The 16,369-nt window shown below is 33.9% G+C and carries 16 protein-coding genes, 2 tRNA genes and 1 pseudogene; 5 read left to right on the plus strand and 14 right to left on the minus strand.

Features of this window, described 5'->3' with window-relative positions; genetic code table 11:
- Positions 1–125 precede the first annotated feature (125 nt).
- The 6 genes from B0A58_RS12580 to idi form a co-directional block, all read right to left on the minus strand.
- A tRNA-Thr gene (locus B0A58_RS12580) sits at positions 126–199 on the minus strand.
- An 81-nt stretch (positions 200–280) separates the two neighbouring features.
- Positions 281–547: a hypothetical protein gene (locus B0A58_RS12585; protein WP_014083015.1), complete on the minus strand. Its 267-nt coding sequence runs from the start codon at positions 545–547 to the stop codon at positions 281–283.
- Positions 548–610: 63 nt separating this feature from the next.
- Positions 611–1,570: a type I phosphomannose isomerase catalytic subunit gene (locus B0A58_RS12590; protein WP_089081352.1), complete on the minus strand. Its 960-nt coding sequence runs from the start codon at positions 1,568–1,570 to the stop codon at positions 611–613.
- A gap of 66 nt (positions 1,571–1,636) precedes the next feature.
- Entirely contained in the window at positions 1,637–2,089 is a 453-nt protein-coding gene (locus B0A58_RS12595; RefSeq protein WP_089081353.1) for a peroxiredoxin, read from the minus strand.
- Between the two features lies 1 nt (position 2,090).
- Positions 2,091–2,501 carry a 6-pyruvoyl trahydropterin synthase family protein gene (locus B0A58_RS12600; RefSeq protein ID WP_089081354.1) on the minus strand — a complete coding sequence of 137 codons (411 nt, stop codon included), beginning with the start codon at positions 2,499–2,501 and terminating at the stop codon, positions 2,091–2,093.
- Complete coding sequence (idi, locus tag B0A58_RS12605; protein ID WP_089081355.1) at positions 2,498–3,025, minus strand: isopentenyl-diphosphate Delta-isomerase; 528 nt, start codon at positions 3,023–3,025, stop codon at positions 2,498–2,500. The genes B0A58_RS12600 and idi overlap by 4 nt, the downstream gene beginning before the upstream one ends.
- Positions 3,026–3,299: 274 nt before the next feature.
- Between idi and B0A58_RS12610 the strand changes: the two genes are divergently transcribed.
- Positions 3,300–4,283, plus strand: coding sequence for a bifunctional methionine sulfoxide reductase B/A protein (locus B0A58_RS12610; RefSeq protein WP_165766342.1), 984 nt, complete (start codon positions 3,300–3,302; stop codon positions 4,281–4,283).
- Positions 4,284–4,614: 331 nt separating this feature from the next.
- Here the strand turns inward: B0A58_RS12610 and B0A58_RS12615 are convergent, their stop codons facing one another.
- The 6 genes from B0A58_RS12615 to B0A58_RS12640 form a co-directional block, all read right to left on the minus strand.
- Positions 4,615–4,914 (minus strand): type II toxin-antitoxin system RelE/ParE family toxin, encoded by a 300-nt coding sequence (locus tag B0A58_RS12615; protein ID WP_089081357.1) that lies wholly within the window; start codon positions 4,912–4,914, stop codon positions 4,615–4,617.
- Positions 4,914–5,159 carry a type II toxin-antitoxin system ParD family antitoxin gene (locus tag B0A58_RS12620; protein ID WP_089081358.1) on the minus strand — a complete coding sequence of 82 codons (246 nt, stop codon included), beginning with the start codon at positions 5,157–5,159 and terminating at the stop codon, positions 4,914–4,916. The genes B0A58_RS12615 and B0A58_RS12620 overlap by 1 nt, the downstream gene beginning before the upstream one ends.
- Before the next feature lie 248 nt (positions 5,160–5,407).
- Positions 5,408–6,262 carry an Rpn family recombination-promoting nuclease/putative transposase gene (locus tag B0A58_RS12625; RefSeq protein WP_243389499.1) on the minus strand — a complete coding sequence of 285 codons (855 nt, stop codon included), beginning with the start codon at positions 6,260–6,262 and terminating at the stop codon, positions 5,408–5,410.
- A gap of 343 nt (positions 6,263–6,605) precedes the next feature.
- Positions 6,606–8,231 carry an HsdM family class I SAM-dependent methyltransferase gene (locus tag B0A58_RS12630; RefSeq protein WP_089081359.1) on the minus strand — a complete coding sequence of 542 codons (1,626 nt, stop codon included), beginning with the start codon at positions 8,229–8,231 and terminating at the stop codon, positions 6,606–6,608.
- Positions 8,231–9,331 carry an AccI family restriction endonuclease gene (locus tag B0A58_RS12635; RefSeq protein ID WP_089081360.1) on the minus strand — a complete coding sequence of 367 codons (1,101 nt, stop codon included), beginning with the start codon at positions 9,329–9,331 and terminating at the stop codon, positions 8,231–8,233. Before B0A58_RS12635 ends, B0A58_RS12630 begins: the two co-directional genes overlap by 1 nt.
- A 756-nt stretch (positions 9,332–10,087) precedes the next feature.
- Positions 10,088–11,482: a dipeptidase gene (locus B0A58_RS12640; protein WP_089081365.1), complete on the minus strand. Its 1,395-nt coding sequence runs from the start codon at positions 11,480–11,482 to the stop codon at positions 10,088–10,090.
- 102 nt (positions 11,483–11,584) lie between these two features.
- Between B0A58_RS12640 and B0A58_RS12645 the strand changes: the two genes are divergently transcribed.
- The 4 genes from B0A58_RS12645 (at position 11,585) to B0A58_RS12660 (ending at position 15,119) form a co-directional block, all read left to right on the plus strand.
- Positions 11,585–11,666, plus strand: a tRNA-Leu gene (locus tag B0A58_RS12645).
- Between the two features lie 486 nt (positions 11,667–12,152).
- Positions 12,153–13,478 (plus strand): tRNA (N(6)-L-threonylcarbamoyladenosine(37)-C(2))-methylthiotransferase MtaB, encoded by a 1,326-nt coding sequence (mtaB, locus tag B0A58_RS12650; RefSeq protein ID WP_089081361.1) that lies wholly within the window; start codon positions 12,153–12,155, stop codon positions 13,476–13,478.
- Positions 13,479–13,499: 21 nt separating this feature from the next.
- Positions 13,500–14,180: an alpha/beta hydrolase family protein gene (locus B0A58_RS12655; RefSeq protein WP_089081362.1), complete on the plus strand. Its 681-nt coding sequence runs from the start codon at positions 13,500–13,502 to the stop codon at positions 14,178–14,180.
- Between the two features lie 45 nt (positions 14,181–14,225).
- Entirely contained in the window at positions 14,226–15,119 is an 894-nt protein-coding gene (locus tag B0A58_RS12660; RefSeq protein ID WP_089081363.1) for a lytic transglycosylase domain-containing protein, read from the plus strand.
- Between the two features lie 131 nt (positions 15,120–15,250).
- On the opposite strand, the gene B0A58_RS12665 is transcribed toward B0A58_RS12660, so the two are convergent.
- Positions 15,251–15,934 (minus strand): SDR family NAD(P)-dependent oxidoreductase, encoded by a 684-nt coding sequence (locus tag B0A58_RS12665; protein ID WP_089081364.1) that lies wholly within the window; start codon positions 15,932–15,934, stop codon positions 15,251–15,253.
- Positions 15,935–16,059: 125 nt separating this feature from the next.
- Positions 16,060–16,369, minus strand: a pseudogene (locus tag B0A58_RS12670) (AarF/ABC1/UbiB kinase family protein); the annotation flags it as partial.

Here is a 16,369-nt window from a genome sequence, read left to right on the forward strand (position 1 = left end):
ATTGATGTATATTTGGTATTAAATATATTTGGTATAAAAAAAGCCTTTGAAACAACTTCAAAGGCTTTTTTTTATGAATGAATAAAAAAAACCATCATTAAAAAAATGATGGTTCTTATACACCGAGCCGATAGAGGGACTCGAACCCACGACCTGCTGATTACAAATCAGCTGCTCTAGCCAACTGAGCTACACCGGCGTTGTTGTTTTACGAGTGCAAATATAAGACTGTTTTTTATTTTTCCAAAACATTTTTGCACTTTTTTTTCAAAAAAAACAATTACAAATCGTTGATTTTGCTAATGATTTGATTTGCAACTTGTTCCAATTCTACATTGATTTGTTTGAAATGGGCTTTCTTATTTTCAACATTTTTTGCATTAACTTTTGTAATTAATTGATCAAATGCTGCAATAGCTTCATCAATCAAAGCATTGGTAGTTTCGGTTGGTTTTCCTGTAGAAGTGATTTCGTATAAATAAACTGCTTCAATAATATCTCCTAATACGTAATTGATGTCTTTCTTTAAATTTTTTACGTTTGCCATTTTTATATTTGTTTTTTGTTAATTTCGGTGCAAAAATACGGATAAACTTTTGATTTATAACTATTAAACATAAATTTCTAATAAGGTTGCTTGTCCTTCGATTATAAAATCTTCAAAAAGGGCAGGTATAAGTATGGTATCGCCCATTTTGTAGTGGTCTTTTTGATGGGTACTTTGTATCCAAAAATGGCCAAACACACACATATACACCCTAAAAGTGGTGGGTTTTTGTGGCATTTGCAATCGACCATTTAATTCAATAACATTTGTTGTAAAATAAGGGCAATGCACAGCTAAATTAGGTGTGTTTGCTGTTTTTGAATAATATTTTTGAGTGTCTATTTTATTATAATTAATGGCTTCTAAGGCTAAGGCAGTATGCAACTCTCTTTTTGTGCCATCAGCTTCTAATCTGTCAAAATCGTATATTCTGTATGTAATGTCTGATGTTTGTTGAATTTCAGCTATCAAAATTCCTGCACCAATTGCATGTACAGTACCAGCTTCTAAAAAATAAATATCGCCTTGCTTTACTTGATGGGTATTGAGTAGGGCTTCTAAATGATGGTTGTTTAATTGTTCTAAAAAGGATTCGGGGGTTATGGTTTCTTTAAAACCAGCCACTATTTGTGCGTTTTCCTCGGCTTGCACTACATACCACATTTCGGTTTTTCCATAACAATGGTGTCGTTTTTGTGCCAAATCATCGTTTGGGTGTACTTGGATAGACAATTTTTTTTGTGCATCTAAAAATTTAAACAACAATGGAAAACGAACTCCAAATTGTGCTACTACTTGTGTTCCTAAAATTTCATTAGGGTATTGAGCAATTACTTCGTTGAGGTTTTGATTTTGAAAAAAACCATTAGAAATGACACTTACACTTTCTGCAACAGTCGAAATTTCCCAACTTTCACCAACTTGATCGGTAGAAATGGGTTTGTTTAAAATCGTTTTTAATTGCTGTCCTCCCCAAATTCGTTCTTTGAAAATGGGATAAAAGGTAAACGGATATAAATTCATGTGGCAAAGATAACAAAACTTTATGGGAAGTAATATTGAATTAACATTTAGAAATTCAAAAAAAATTTAAACTTCGTTTTGCAATAGGGCTAATGATTGTTCCACATGTTTGGAAGCCATCATGTGGTCTATAACCGCTACAATGAGGCCTTGCTTGTTTACGATATAAGTAGTTCTGCCTGGTATAAAAAACAAATCGTTGGCTACACCAAACAAGTTTCGGAGTTCTTGTTTGGTGTCAGACAATAAAATAAAAGGCAATTGGTATTTGTTTTTGAAATTTGCATGCGATTCGATAGAGTCCGAACTGATACCAATCACTTCTGCACCTAGCAATTTAAAATCTACATATTGATCTCTAAGTCCACAAGCTTGTGCCGTGCATCCTGGGGTGTAATCTTTGGGATAAAAATAAATAACTACTGGCTTTTTTCCAATAATTTCTTGGCTGTCAAACACGCTTCCGTCTATGTTTTGAGACAAAAAATGTGGTACGCTATCTCCTTTTTTTAATGCCATTTTATGTTCCTTTATAAGTTACAAAATTGCGATTGGTTTCATATAATTGTATTTCCAACAAATGTGCTGGGTCTATATAAGGGCGTAATTTATTCCAAATCACAACGGCAATATGCTCTGCGGTGGGATTTAAATGTTCAAATTCGGGCACATCCAAATTCAAGTTTCGATGATCAAAAGCTTCTTCTATATGAATTTTAATTAAATCGGCCAATATTTTGACATCAATTACAAAACCCGTTTCTGGATTTACAGCTCCCGTTACCGACACAATGAGTTCGTAATTGTGTCCGTGAAAATGAGGATTATTGCATTTGCCAAATACAGCATCATTTTGTTGCATCGACCAGTCTTTGCGATACAATCTGTGGGCAGCATTAAAATGGGCCTTTCTCGATACAGTTACAATCATAAGGTATGGGCTTCTAAATAATGATCAAATTTGTCAAAAATAATTTTAAACCAAACGGTGTAATCCTCTGGATGCAAAGCCATATCGTGTTTGATAGCATGGATGCTCATCCACTTCCACGATGCCACTTCGTCTGGGTTTATGTTGGGGGTTTGTTGGTATGTACCAATCAAAACATGGTCTAGTTCGTGTTCTGTAAGGCCATTATCAAAAGGTGCTTTGTATATAAAATGAAACAACTCTTTCAAATCGGTTTCAATACCCATTTCTTCAAACAAGCGTCTTTTGCCTGCTTGAATGTTGGTTTCGTTTTCTCGCTGATGACTACAACAGGTGTTGGTCCATAACAAGGGCGAATGGTATTTGTGTGCTGCCCTTTGTTGCAGCATGATCTCCTTTTGATTATTCAATATAAAAACCGAAAAAGCCCTATGCAAAACACCTTTTTCGTGTGCCTCTAGCTTGTTCATTAATCCAATTGGTTCATCATTTTCTGAAACCAAAATTACTTGTTCTTCCTTCATAATGTATTTTAAACGTTTCAAAATTACAAAAAAAATATGAGTTACCATTATTTTTTCTGATATCAACAAGCGTTAAACTTTCCTTAAAACGCTTATTTTGTTAGATAGCTAACATTTTTATCTCATACAATTCGTTATCTTTGGCTTTATTAAAAATGGTTTAAAAATTATGAAAATCTATCTTAATGGTTTGAAGTACATCGTTTTAGCGTGTTTTTTTTGCTTACAAGCCTGTGGTCAAAAACAAAATAATAGTTATTCTAATCCCCAATCTATGAAAAACAAAATTCAAAAACCCGAAAACCCTATTTATTCAAACACCGACACCCAAAAAGTTGAACTCACAGATGCAGAATGGCAAAAAATATTGTCGCCCGATTTGTATGCTGTTGCTCGAAAAGCAGATACCGAAAGGGCTTTTACGGGTAGTATGTGGAGCTCCGAAACCAAAGGTACCTATTATTGTGCTGCTTGTGGGCACCCATTATTCAAATCGGATCAAAAATTTACGAGCTCGTGTGGCTGGCCTAGTTTTTTTGAACAAGAAAACCCCAATAGTATTATTTTTAAACCAGATAATTCTTATGGGATGCAACGGATAGAAGCTTTGTGTGGTAGGTGTGATAGCCATCTGGGGCATCTTTTTGACGATGGTCCAAAACCAACTGGCAAACGGTATTGCATGAATGCCATTTCGTTGGATTTTGTTCCAGACGAAGCACAAAACCATCAAACTATTGTTTTGGGTGGTGGTTGTTATTGGTGTGTAGAGGCTGTTTATCAACGATTGAAAGGGGTAGAAAAAGTAGAATCGGGATTTGCTGGGGGACATGTCGAAAATCCTTCTTATGAAGCGGTGTGTACTGGTACTACTGGCGCTGCTGAAGTGGTAGCAATTACTTTTAACCCTGCCGAGACCAACCTCAACGACATTTTTAAAGTCTTTTTTACGGTACACGACCCAACGACACTAAACCGCCAAGGTGCCGATGTGGGCACTCAATACCGATCGGTTATTTTTTATAAAAATGATACTGAAAAAAATACCGCAATGGAATTGATTAACAAATTGAATGCGGCCCATGTTTTTGACAACGAAATTGTTACCACCCTCGAGCCTTTTAAACAATTTTATAAAGCCAAAAAAGAACATCAAAATTATTATAACAACAATCAAATGCAGCCATATTGTAGTATGGTGATTCAACCTAAAATAGAAAAATTTGAAAAAATATTTAAAGATCAATTAAAAAAATAAAATTTTGAATACATGTAAAAAAAGCTGTCTATAATATACCGACAGCTTTTTTTTGATACCTATTGGGTGGCTCAATTCCAAATAGAAAACCCATTAGCATTCCTATATTTTGGGCGTTACCACAAGGGGAGGGCTATCGGTTTCAAACAACTTTCATTGAACTCCAAAAGAAATGAAATATTGTGAAATAATCTTTTTTTGGCAGCAAAAGCCTCAAAAAAGGATTTCCACTACTATCCCTAACGCAAACTGCAGTAAATAGTAGCATTCAGCCACTCATTGCTCGGCTTGCAGCCGCAACGAAAGGCTAGCTGTTGGGCGATCTTTTTTTTTAATCGTTAATTCGATTTTTAACATCCATTCTTTCGTGTAAAATTCTTATAACTTCCATTTCCATGCTTTCAATTCGTTTATAAAATATTAAATGCGATTTCACTTTTGAATATCGATATTCTTTTCTTATGCTACCAAAATCTTTAGTTGTTTCAAAATTTTCCGCAACAAATTCTATTTCATCCATTATCTGATTGTAATATCGATTCGCTAGTTCAACAGACCAATTTTCTGCTGTATAAATCCAAATCGTATTCAAATCGTCAAGTGCTTTTTCACTTATGATATATTCCGCCATTACTTTTGGAAATATTCGTTTAATCGTTTTAGATTTTCGGCACGATTAAAGTTACGAATTTTTTCACTTTTTTCCCCAAGTTCTAATTCTGCAATTAGAGATTTAGTTTGAATTTCTTCCTGTTCAAAATGTCTCAAAGCAGTTCTAATAACCTCACTTACAGAATTATATTTTCCTGTTGCAATTTGTCTATTTATAAAATTTTCGTAATATTCTCCAATTAAAATTGATGTATTTCGTGCCATAATTTTATATTTTTTACAAATATACCAATTTATGGTATTTTGAAATAAATTTCTAAAATTTTTTTGGTTTGCTGTCGTTCGAAAGTTTTACACAACGTTTTGGGTATTGCCGAAGGCGGGGTTTTTAGCACTAAAGTTCATAAATATTCCTAATGTTAAAATTAGTATAAAAGTTTCTAAATATGTACTTCAGCCTCGCATTTGGCAATACCTTGTTGGCAGAAGGTTTAATTGCCCTTTTCGTTTCGCTATTCTTGTATTTTCTCAATTTTTAAACCTGTTAAATCAGCAATTATTTCGTTACTATATCCTTTAGTAATTCCATTTTTTGCAATCTCTATTTTTTCTTCTTCTCTTACTTTAAACTCCGCCTCAGTTTGCAAAGAGAAAACTTCACTTGCTTTTAAATGCAAACTATCTAAATAACGATTATAACCATATTGGTCATCTTTTGGAAGTCGCATGATGTCTAAGATTTCGTTGGCTTCTTTCAAACCTTTAGCTTTGAAGTTGTCTTTTACTTCGCTATTTTTCAAGAAATAAACCCATTCGTCAAGCGTGTCTTTTGCAATGTCGTTGAATTGGTTTACTTTTAATAAATAATATTCAGGAAAAATATCCGCAACTTCTTGTTTTAAAAAAGTTTGTTTTTGTTTTTCAGATAATCCCAAAACATCGTTTTGATGCAAACCTTTAAAGTCAGTTTTGCCTCTATAAATATAATCTTGTCCTTGTCCGAGATCAAAATAAACGATATTTATTGAAATGACTTTCTTAATTTCTGAATATTTTTGTCCGAGTTTTAAGTTTTCTGAAATTGATTTAGAAACGCCATAAGCCATTCTGTGACCCGAGCGATAGCGAACTGGCGAAGCAAAATAATCAATTTCATAAGTCGATTGTAATTCAATGATAATCAATTCATTTTTAGAGTTATGCGTCAAAATATCTACACGATTAAACTTGTCATCTTCGGTTTCTTGATTGCCTTCGCTTTCTAAAATTTTTTCGATTTTGATGTTATCAAACAACAACTCACTCAAGAAACCTTCCAATACCACAAAGTTGGCTTTGTTTAGCTCCGCTGAATTATCATTTCTCAAAAGCCTTTTTATTGCCTAATCAAACCTAATTAATTTCTTACTCATCGCTTAAAATATTTGTGCAAAAATACGAAATATTTGTTTTTGATTAATATTTGATGTTACAATTTTAGAAAATATTTTTTTTAAGAAATAGAATTACGTTAAACCGCTTGAAGAAACGAGGATACGTTTCATTAACAGAACTTTACATCCAACTCAACCCATCTCTTTGCGAACCGCCGAGTACGTGACCCGTATGCTCGGTGGTGTACTCAAAGTTTTATTTGTTTTTTTAGGATTTCGTGAATGTTAACATTTGAGAGGCTCTCCCTGCTAGTTTCTGGCAGGGCAGTCTACTCGATTATGCCCAGTGCTTTTTTTCGCTGTATTTTTCTGTTAATATTTGGTCTATTTTATTAATTATTTCATCTCCGTTTTTATTGTCAAGAATTAAACTTTTGTATTCCTTATACAGTTTTAAAATCTCATTTGATGTCTGTTTGTCAAGTAATCCTAAATCAAGCATCATTCCTTTATTAAGGTCGTTAGGTTCAAATTTTTGAAGTCCATTACCATATTGTCGACTGTTGTCTTCAAAAATTTGTTTAGCAGTATCTGTTAATAGATAAGCAAAAAGTAAATCAATATCAATTTCAGAAAACAAACTTGTTTGTTTTGGATAAATGCAATGGTATGAAGTTAAGTTAGAAATATTAGCTTCATTTCTAATAAACCGCAAACCTGACCTATTAAAAACAGAAACCCAAATTGGTGCAGGTTTTCTATTTTCTAATGAATACCAAGGCGTTCTACTTGCGGTAAGAAAACGTTTGTTTATTTCTTCGCTTTCACCTCTTTGGATATATAAACTTATATTTTTATCAGTTGAATTTTGAGCGTTAAAAAGAAAAACAGATTTGTCACTTTTCTTTAATTCTTCAAAATCTTGTTTAGTGAAAAATGATGTTTTAGCATCTTTTGCACTACAAATACAAGGTAATAAATATTGTTCGTCAATATTAAATTCTTTGGCTTTTGAAAAATTGAAAGTAAAATATTCATTAGAACCTGTTGCAATACCACGAACTACTTTTGCATAAGTCGAAAATGGCACAAGATTTTTAAACTTAATGCTATTTTGCTTTTGATAGTAAGCTTTCCATTTAATATCTGGATTTAATTCAGTAAAACTATATGTCTGTTCTGTTTCTGAAAAGTTCGGATATTTACTTATTATTTCATCTATCTTACTTAAATCTTGCAATGACTGGATATTACTAAACTGAACTTTATCTGTTAAATCGTCATTTGCACAAAGTATAATTGATGCAGTTGTTAAAGCGTCATCAAATACGTTTTCTTCAAAGTCAATTACAATAATATGTCTTAATGTTTTACTTTTTATTAAATAAGTTTTTACTAATTTTCCATAATCCGAATTTAAAAATTCGGAAGGAATTATATAAGCACAACGTCCATTTTTACTTAATTGATGAATTGATTTTAATAAAAATAGTGTGTAAAGATTTGTAAAGCCATTCAACTTACATTTAAGATTAGTTTCAATTTCTTTTAAAATATTTTTATTGTCGTAATCGTGAAATTTAAAATATGGCGGATTACAAATAATCCCATCATATTTGTTTTTCCAATCATTATACATATAATCTTGCAAATGAAGATTTACATTATCAAAATCATCAAAATATTCTTTTGCGTTTCCAAAAATAGTTTCATCAACTTCAAACCCTTTTATATTGATTTCTTTATTTTGATTTAAAATTGCTCTTGAAAAAACACCAAGACCGAAAGCTGGTTCAAGAATTGTTTTTAAGTTTTCGTTTCCTAAAACCCATTGTGCCATTGCGTCAGCAATGGGGAACGGTGTAAAAAATTGTGCAAATTTTTTACGATGTTCTAATGAAATTGATTTTGAATACTCAATTTCAATGGAATTATTGACAATATGTTCCGTTGTTTCTATCATTAAAACTCAGTTTCTTCTATTCCTAAAATAGTTCGTAAATTGTCTAAATCAAGATATGCAGTTCCTCCATTAAATTTAACATGAAATAGAAGTCTCCCTCTTCCCAATTTCCTCATTACACTATTATGTTCTGGCATATCTACTTTGAATCCTATTTCTTTACCTTCTTTATAATCAATTTTGACAGTCCATTTATTTTGATTTTTACTATCTTCATCACCAATAAAGTATTTATTTTCTTCAAGTTCTGGTGTAGAAATTAATTCTAATATTTTATGAAATGAAATCCCATAGACTTTATCAAAAAATACTTGAAAATAATAATGAGGTACATTAAAAGTTTCAATCCATTTGTAAACCACTTTTAAGTCTTCAACCTTTGGAGTAATACTTAAAAAATCACGCTTTTTAAATTCTTTTAAAGCACCATTTAACTCTTTAATCAAATCACTTGCTTCCTTTAATCTTTCGGAACCTCTCCATCCTGGTGCATTTTTTGTTTCTATTACACCTATTGTTTCAATAGTAATAGCATTTAAAGTTTCTATCCAACCTGTTTTTTGATGTAATAAGTCATAATATTTATCTAATAAAACAGTTTTTATATTTAATATTTTATCTATTATTTCATTTTTGCGTTGTTGCATAAATTGATTATATTCTTCAACTAAAAATGCACTTGACCTAACTTCAATTCCTGCTGTAGCAAGAGGAACTATTTGATTTAAAATCTCTGATGAAAAATTACTAATATTTGTTCCCCAATCATCTTGATAAACTTCTTTTGAGAATAAAAGAATATCTGGTCTTTTTCCAATTGTTTCTAATTCATCTTGATATTGTTCATAAAAATCTTCAAAACCAACTTCACCTGCTACAATATTTTCTGATTTTCCATATTGTACGGCTTTAAAGTTATCAGACTCAAAGTTAATAGCCATTAATATCAAGTTTTCAGCCCAATCTCCTTGTTCACGGTTTGTTAAAAATTCCGAAAAGGCTTGTGTTGGTGGCTTACCCCTTTTTCTTTCAATTTCCCAATCAATAATTGTTGTTGGAACAGTTTGTATTAATTCTCTAATTCTGTCGTAGTAATTCATCTTCTTTAATTATGAAATTTTATTCTACAAAGTTAAACTTTTTTAATCGATTTTTTGTAGTGATTAGTTATTCCAACGGTCGTCATAGCATTGGGCATAACTAGTAGATATACGAAAGTTATTGCGTTTTTAACATTCTATATCCACTTCGCAAAAGTACAAACAAAAAAAATACTATGCAACTTTTTTATAAAAAAGCCACATGAATAAATATTATCGTAAAACAAACGTATCATTACAACTTAATTTTTTTCAAAATTGTGCCAGCAGTTTGTTGCTGTATGTTCAGGGTTACTCTTGTGGAGTCTAACTGAAGGTCGCCCTTGGGCTATGGATGAAAGGTCGTTACATTTTTTGTAGGTCATCTTGTTTTTGAAAAAAAAGCTGCTTGAATAGGGTTTGTTAAAAATGGTTTGCTAACTTTAATTCATTTTAAATGTAAAATTTGCTTTTGCTTATATCACTCGTATATCCACTACAAACATAAAACTATTTTTTTATTTCTGAAAATAGTTTTATGTTTTTTTGTTCCAATACCATGAGGGAAGTTAGGGGTAAGAGGTTAGAAATTAGAAGCAAGAAGTTAGAAACAAAAAATTAGAAGTGGGAGAACGAAAAGCAAGAAGTTTAAAAAAAAAATCGTGAGTGGAGACTGTCCATTGGGGGTTGCCCGCATGAGGGATNNTATGCAACGATTTTTTTTTAATTTTTTCTTAAAAAACAACTTCGCATTTTTGGGCTATTTTATACGGATATTTAGGTGTTTTGACTCAAATATACAAAATATTTGTAAAACAAAGGGATGGTTTCAATTCCTTTTAAATAATTGAAAATACCAAAATGCTCGTTTGGCGAATGTATGGCATCAGAATCGAGCCCAAATCCCATGAGAATGGTTTTGCTTTTTAGTTCTTTTTCAAATAATGCTACAATTGGAATGCTGCCTCCCGACCTCACGGGTATGGCAGGCACCCCAAAGGTTTCGGTATATGCCTTGTTGGCTGCTTGATAGCCTATGCTGTCAATTGGGGTTACGTAGCCTTGCCCCCCGTGGTGTGGGGTAACTTTTACATGTACTGCGGCTGGTGCTAGGCTTTCAAAATGTTTGCTAAACATTTCTGTTATAGTTTCCCAATCCTGATGGGGTACTAATCGCATAGAAATTTTGGCAAAAGCCTTGCTTGGTATTACGGTTTTGGCTCCTTCGCCCGTATAGCCTCCCCAAATGCCATTAACGTCAAGAGTGGGTCTTATGGCATTTCGCTCGTTGGTTACATAGCCTTTTTCGCCATACACATCGGCAATGTCTAGGGCTTTTTTGTAGTTTTCTAATACAAAAGGAGCTTTGGCCATTTCGGCTCTTTCGGCTGCTGATAATTCTACAACTTTGTCATAAAATCCAGGGATGGTTACTTTTTGGTCTTCATCATGAAGCGAGGCTATCATTTTGGTTAATACATTGATAGGATTGGCCACGGCTCCTCCATAAAGTCCAGAATGTAAGTCTCTATTGGGGCCTGTAACTTCAACTTCTACATAACTAAGGCCTCTAAGTCCTGTGGTAATAGAGGGTTGTTCGTTGGAAATCATGCCTGTGTCGGAAATCAGGATAACATCGTTGGCCAATTTTTCTTGGTTTCGAGATACAAACCAGCTCAAACTTTTGGACCCAATTTCTTCTTCGCCCTCTATCATAAATTTGACGTTACAAGGCAAAGTTTGGGTTTGTATCATGAGTTCAAATGCTTTTACGTGCATATACATTTGGCCTTTATCATCGCAAGCACCTCTGGCAAAAATAGCACCTTGAGGGTGGAGGGTGGTTTTTTTGATAACGGGTTCAAATGGTGGCGACGTCCAAAGTTCCATAGGATCTGGAGGTTGTACATCGTAATGTCCATATACTAAAACGGTGGGTAAATTTTTATCGATGATTTTTTCGCCATAAACAATGGGGTAACCAGGAGTATCGCATAATTCAACAAAATCACAACCAGCGTTTTCGAGGCTTTTTTTTACGGCATCGGCAGTATGCAATACGTCGGTGGCATAAGCGGTATCGGCACTTACAGAGGGAATTTTGAGCAATTCGATCAGTTCGTCAATAAAACGTTGTTGGTGTTTATCGACATAATTTTTGATATGATTCATGGGTTTAAATTTTTGAGATACCAAAAATATAAAAAAAAATATAAAATATAGTAATTTGTTTTGAAATTTAAAAGATATGATTATCTTTGCACCCACAATTGAGCGGATATGGTGAAATTGGTAGACATGCCAGACTTAGGATCTGGTGCCGCAAGGCGTGTAGGTTCGACTCCTATTATCCGCACAAAACAAAATGCAACTCACTTGTTTTTAGAGAGTTGCATTTTTTTATTTGTGAAAATATGTGATTTATCAAGCATGATCGATAGTGATGCTATAACCTAATTTCTAAAAAAAAGCGTTGTTTGTTGATTACTTTTTAAATAAAAATTAATTGATAGCTTTTTCGTATATTGTATGAACTGCGGATTGTTTTGTTTGATGTTAGGGTGTTGTGATTGCGTATTGGTTTGCTATAAATAGTAGTTATAAAGCTGCACCATTTTAGCTTTATTATTAATAAAAAATAAAGTAATTTTGTGATCCATTTTAAATGAAGTCATTTGGATTGGAAACGGGATTTTGCGATAGGGATAGCAACGGCATCCTTTTTGTTTTTTCTTTAAAAACAAAAAGATAGAGTGGATAGCCCGGCCCACAGGCTACCAGGATGAGGTGGTTTTGCAGGGAGTTGCTGCCTGTGGGAATCGCCCAAAACACTTAATAAATTATGACAGATTATAGAAAAAAAGTTGGTTTTTATACCTTAGGCTGTAAGTTGAATTTTTCGGAAACCTCTACTATTGCCCGAAATTTTCAGGACGAGGGTTTTGATAGGGTAGATTTTGAGCAATGGGCCGATATTTATGTGATTAATACCTGCTCTGTTACGGATAATGCCGACAAACAGTTTAAACAAGTGGTAAAAAAAGCTTTGAAACAAAACAACCAAGCTTTTGTGGTGGCCGTTGGCTGTTATGCCCAATTGAAACCAGAGGAATTGGCTGCCGTGGATGGTGTGGACTTGGTATTGGGGGCTACAGAAAAGTTTAAAATATTGGATTATATTCATAATTTGTCTAAAAATGATTATGGCGAAGTGCATAGTTGTGAGATTGCCGAGGCCGATTTTTATGTTGGCAGTTACTCCATAGGCGATAGGACTAGGGCTTTTTTGAAGGTTCAGGACGGCTGTGATTATAAATGTACGTATTGTACGATTCCTTTGGCCAGAGGCATTTCGAGAAGTGATGCGTTGGACAATGTGTTGAAAAATGCTTATGAAATTGCCCAACAAGGGATAAAGGAAATTGTGCTAACGGGAGTGAACATTGGCGATTATGGCAAAGGAGAGTTTGGCAATAAAAAGCATGAGCATACTTTTTTGGATTTGGTGAAAGCCTTAGATACGGTTGAGGGCATTGAGCGTTTGCGAATTTCGTCTATAGAACCCAATTTGTTGAAAAATGAAACGATTCAGTTTGTGGCGGCTAGCAAGGTTTTTGTACCTCATTTTCATATTCCGCTACAATCTGGCAGTGATGCGATTTTGAAATTGATGAAGCGTAGGTATTTGACCGCATTATATGTAGATAGGGTACAACAAATTAGGATTGAGATGCCCCATGCGTGTATTGGAGTTGATGTAATTGTTGGGTTTCCTGGCGAAACGGAGGCTCACTTTTTAGAAACGTACCATTTTTTGAATGATTTGGATATTTCGTATTTGCATGTGTTTACCTATTCGGAACGAGATGATACGGAAGCGGTTGATTATGAAGGAGTTGTGCCAGCCAATGTACGGGCCAAACGCAGTAAAATGTTGCGAAGTTTGTCTGTCAAAAAACGGAGGGCTTTTTATGAAAGTCAGCTAGGGAGTAGTCGGACGGTGTTATTTGAAGCCGATATAAAGGAGGGCTACATTTATGGATTTACAGAAAATTATATAAAAGTAAAAGCACCTTGGAACCCCGAATTGGTTAATACTTTACACAAAGTTGTATTGGAAAAAATAGACGACGACGGTAGTGTAAGAATCCAATTTGTAAACCAATAATTTTATTTTAAAATATTGATAATGAATAAAATACCTGTATATTTTATGCCAGGATTGGCCGCTAGTTCACAAATTTTTGAAAACATCAAATTGCCTTTGGATCAGTTTGATATGTATTATTTGGAATGGTTTTTGCCACTAGATAATGAACCGCTAGAGGCTTATGCGGGCAGAATGGCTCAAAACATTAAGCACGACAATGCCGTTTTAATTGGGGTTTCGTTTGGTGGTATTTTGGTACAGGAAATGGCTAAGTTGATTCGGGTACAAAAAGTTATCATCATTTCGAGTGTCAAGTCGAACGTGGAGTTTCCGCAGCGGATGAAAATGGCCAAAGCCACTCAATTGTATAAAATATTGCCCACTGGATGGTTGTCTGATATCGAAAAATTATCTAAATTTGCTTTTGGGAGCTTGGCCAAAAATCGTATCGCATTGTATAGAAAGTTTTTGACTTTGAACGATAAAAAATATTTGGATTGGGCCTTGGAACAAATTATTTGTTGGAAGCAACAAGTTGAAGATTCCTCCGTTGTACATATACATGGCGACAACGACAGTGTGTTTCCTGTAAAAAATATTCGAAATTATATTCCTGTCAAAGGAGGTACACATGTAATGATTGTAAACAAATTCAAATGGTTGAATGAACATTTGCCTGGTATTATTTTGAATGGTGTAACGAAGGATTCTATTTTATGATAAAAAATGATTAAGAAAAAAATATTAAACTAAAAAACAAAAAAGATGACAAGGAATAATCACTTATGCATGATGGTTTTGGTGGTATTAGTAAGCGGGATGTTGATTTTTGCAACATCGGATCAGGACAAAAAAGCAATTTTACGTGAAGGAACTACAGATTATTTTCCTACGCATGTTGATTTTGCGGGCGAAAAAACCCCGTTGCAAGTTGCCGATGTTTATGAACGTTTTGATAGAGAATTGATTGTAAATGTGAATTTGCAAGGATCTACAAATTTGATTTTAAAGCGAGCAAACAGGGCTTTTCCAATTATTGAACCCATTTTGAAAAAAAACGGTGTGCCAGATGATTTTAAATATTTGGCAGTAATAGAAAGTGGTTTGGTTAATGCTGTTTCGCCCTCTGGAGCAAAAGGGGTTTGGCAGTTTATGCCCGATACTGCCCGTGAAAAAGGAATGGAAGTAACAGACAACGTGGACGAACGCTACCATTTAGAAAAATCGACCGAGGCGGCTTGTGATTATTTGTTAAAGGCTTATAAAAAATTTGGATCGTGGACTTTGGCTGCAGCGTCTTATAACGGAGGTATGGCTGGTATTAGCAAACAAATTGAAAGTCAGAAAGTTACAGATTATTATGATTTGATGCTAACAGACGAAACGGCCCGATATGTATTTAGAATTTTGGCCCTGAAAGAAATTATGAAAAACCCTTCAAAATTTGGTTATAATATTCAAAAAGAAAGGTTGTATGACCTTATACCTACCAAAAAAGTTGAAGTAGATAGCACTATAAACGATTTGGCTACTTTTGCCATTTCGCAAGGGGTCAATTACAAAATTTTGAAAATTCACAATCCTTGGCTTCGTGAAAAAAAATTAGACAACAAAAGCAAGAAAAAATACACGCTTGAAATACCAACAGATGGGTATTGATTTGGGATTATTTATAAAAACAAAAAAAGGTTTATAGCAATATAAACCTTTTTTTTTACACTTGATTTATAAAGTATAAATCAACAAACACACAAACAACATATTTTATACCAAATATACATATAATACCATTACATCTTAAAGTGAACAATACCATAATCCATTTCAAAAATTTGTCCAGAAATGGCTTTGGCCTGTTCCGAGGTTAAAAATTGTGCCATTTGAGCTACTTCTTCGGGTTGCAAAAAATTTTTCATGGGGTGCCTTTCTTTCATTTGTGCTATCAAACGGTCGTTTCGCAGTAGGTTAGAGGCCAAGCTGGTTTGTGTTAAAGTGGGTGCAATGGCATTGATTCTAATGCTAGAGGCCCACTCGGCTCCTAATGATTTTACCAATCCTTCTACACCCGCTTTTGCTACGGCTATGCTGGCATGATAAGGCATTCCTAGTTTTGTAGCCACCGTACTAAAAAGGAGTACATTGGGTTGGTTTCCTTTTTTGAGTATAGGCAAATAATGTTGAATTACTTTGATGGCACCCATCACATTGATGTCAAAATCATTTCTGAAATCGTGCTCGGTCAATTTGTCAAAAGGTTTCAAATTGATAGAGCCAGGGCAATAAATCAAAGTGTCTATGGCCTCTAGTTGCGGTAAGGCATCATGAAGTACATCAATAGTAAAATGTGTCAAATTGGGGTGTGCTTCATTTGGCGGAGTTCTACTAAGGTTATATACCTGATTGTTTGTAATATTTTGTTCTAAAATGGCTTTGCCAATGCCTTTACTGCCGCCAACAATGAGTATTTTTTTCATTTATGTACAATTTATTTGTTAAAGGTCTTGTATGTAATTGCCTTTTATTTATTAGTGTTTATACTAAATATATTTATATTCCAACCAAATGGGTTTTTTATACCATAACCGACTTTTATGAAGCATTAGCTATAACTTCCGTTTGAAACTATGATGGAAGCTTTTAAATCAAACAGCAAATTATATAGCCCAAAAAACGTACGGTTCATATAAATAAAATGTTTAGATCCTCTATTGCCATTCATCTTTTTGAGGTTGGTATCGTCGGCAAATTTTTTCCCCAAATGGGCCATCGATTCAAAAAAATGGGTATCTGAAAAATCAAAAGTCTCGTTTTGAAAAGGCTTGGTAAAAAGGGCTAAAAGTTCAAAAAACATAGCCGAAAAATAAACTCTTTCAGCAGCCGAGTCGTCGGGTCTTAACCCAACTTGCCGA

This window comes from Flavobacterium branchiophilum NBRC 15030 = ATCC 35035, assembly GCF_002217205.1.
Taxonomy (GTDB): domain Bacteria; phylum Bacteroidota; class Bacteroidia; order Flavobacteriales; family Flavobacteriaceae; genus Flavobacterium; species Flavobacterium branchiophilum.

Coding starts and splice junctions, on each gene's coding strand:
- B0A58_RS12585 (WP_014083015.1), bottom strand. CDS start 547: ATGGCAAACGTAAAAAATTTAAAGAAAGACATCAATTACGTATTAGGA.
- B0A58_RS12640 (WP_089081365.1), bottom strand. CDS start 11,482: ATGAATCATATCAAAAATTATGTCGATAAACACCAACAACGTTTTATT.
- B0A58_RS12655 (WP_089081362.1), top strand. CDS start 13,500: ATGAATAAAATACCTGTATATTTTATGCCAGGATTGGCCGCTAGTTCA.
- mtaB (WP_089081361.1), top strand. CDS start 12,153: ATGACAGATTATAGAAAAAAAGTTGGTTTTTATACCTTAGGCTGTAAG.
- B0A58_RS12665 (WP_089081364.1), bottom strand. CDS start 15,934: ATGAAAAAAATACTCATTGTTGGCGGCAGTAAAGGCATTGGCAAAGCC.
- B0A58_RS12610 (WP_165766342.1), top strand. CDS start 3,300: ATGAAAAACAAAATTCAAAAACCCGAAAACCCTATTTATTCAAACACC.
- B0A58_RS12590 (WP_089081352.1), bottom strand. CDS start 1,570: ATGAATTTATATCCGTTTACCTTTTATCCCATTTTCAAAGAACGAATT.
- B0A58_RS12620 (WP_089081358.1), bottom strand. CDS start 5,159: ATGGCACGAAATACATCAATTTTAATTGGAGAATATTACGAAAATTTT.
- B0A58_RS12635 (WP_089081360.1), bottom strand. CDS start 9,331: ATGAATTACTACGACAGAATTAGAGAATTAATACAAACTGTTCCAACA.
- B0A58_RS12660 (WP_089081363.1), top strand. CDS start 14,226: ATGACAAGGAATAATCACTTATGCATGATGGTTTTGGTGGTATTAGTA.
- B0A58_RS12630 (WP_089081359.1), bottom strand. CDS start 8,231: ATGATAGAAACAACGGAACATATTGTCAATAATTCCATTGAAATTGAG.
- B0A58_RS12615 (WP_089081357.1), bottom strand. CDS start 4,914: ATGGCGGAATATATCATAAGTGAAAAAGCACTTGACGATTTGAATACG.
- B0A58_RS12595 (WP_089081353.1), bottom strand. CDS start 2,089: ATGGCATTAAAAAAAGGAGATAGCGTACCACATTTTTTGTCTCAAAAC.
- B0A58_RS12600 (WP_089081354.1), bottom strand. CDS start 2,501: ATGATTGTAACTGTATCGAGAAAGGCCCATTTTAATGCTGCCCACAGA.
- idi (WP_089081355.1), bottom strand. CDS start 3,025: ATGAAGGAAGAACAAGTAATTTTGGTTTCAGAAAATGATGAACCAATT.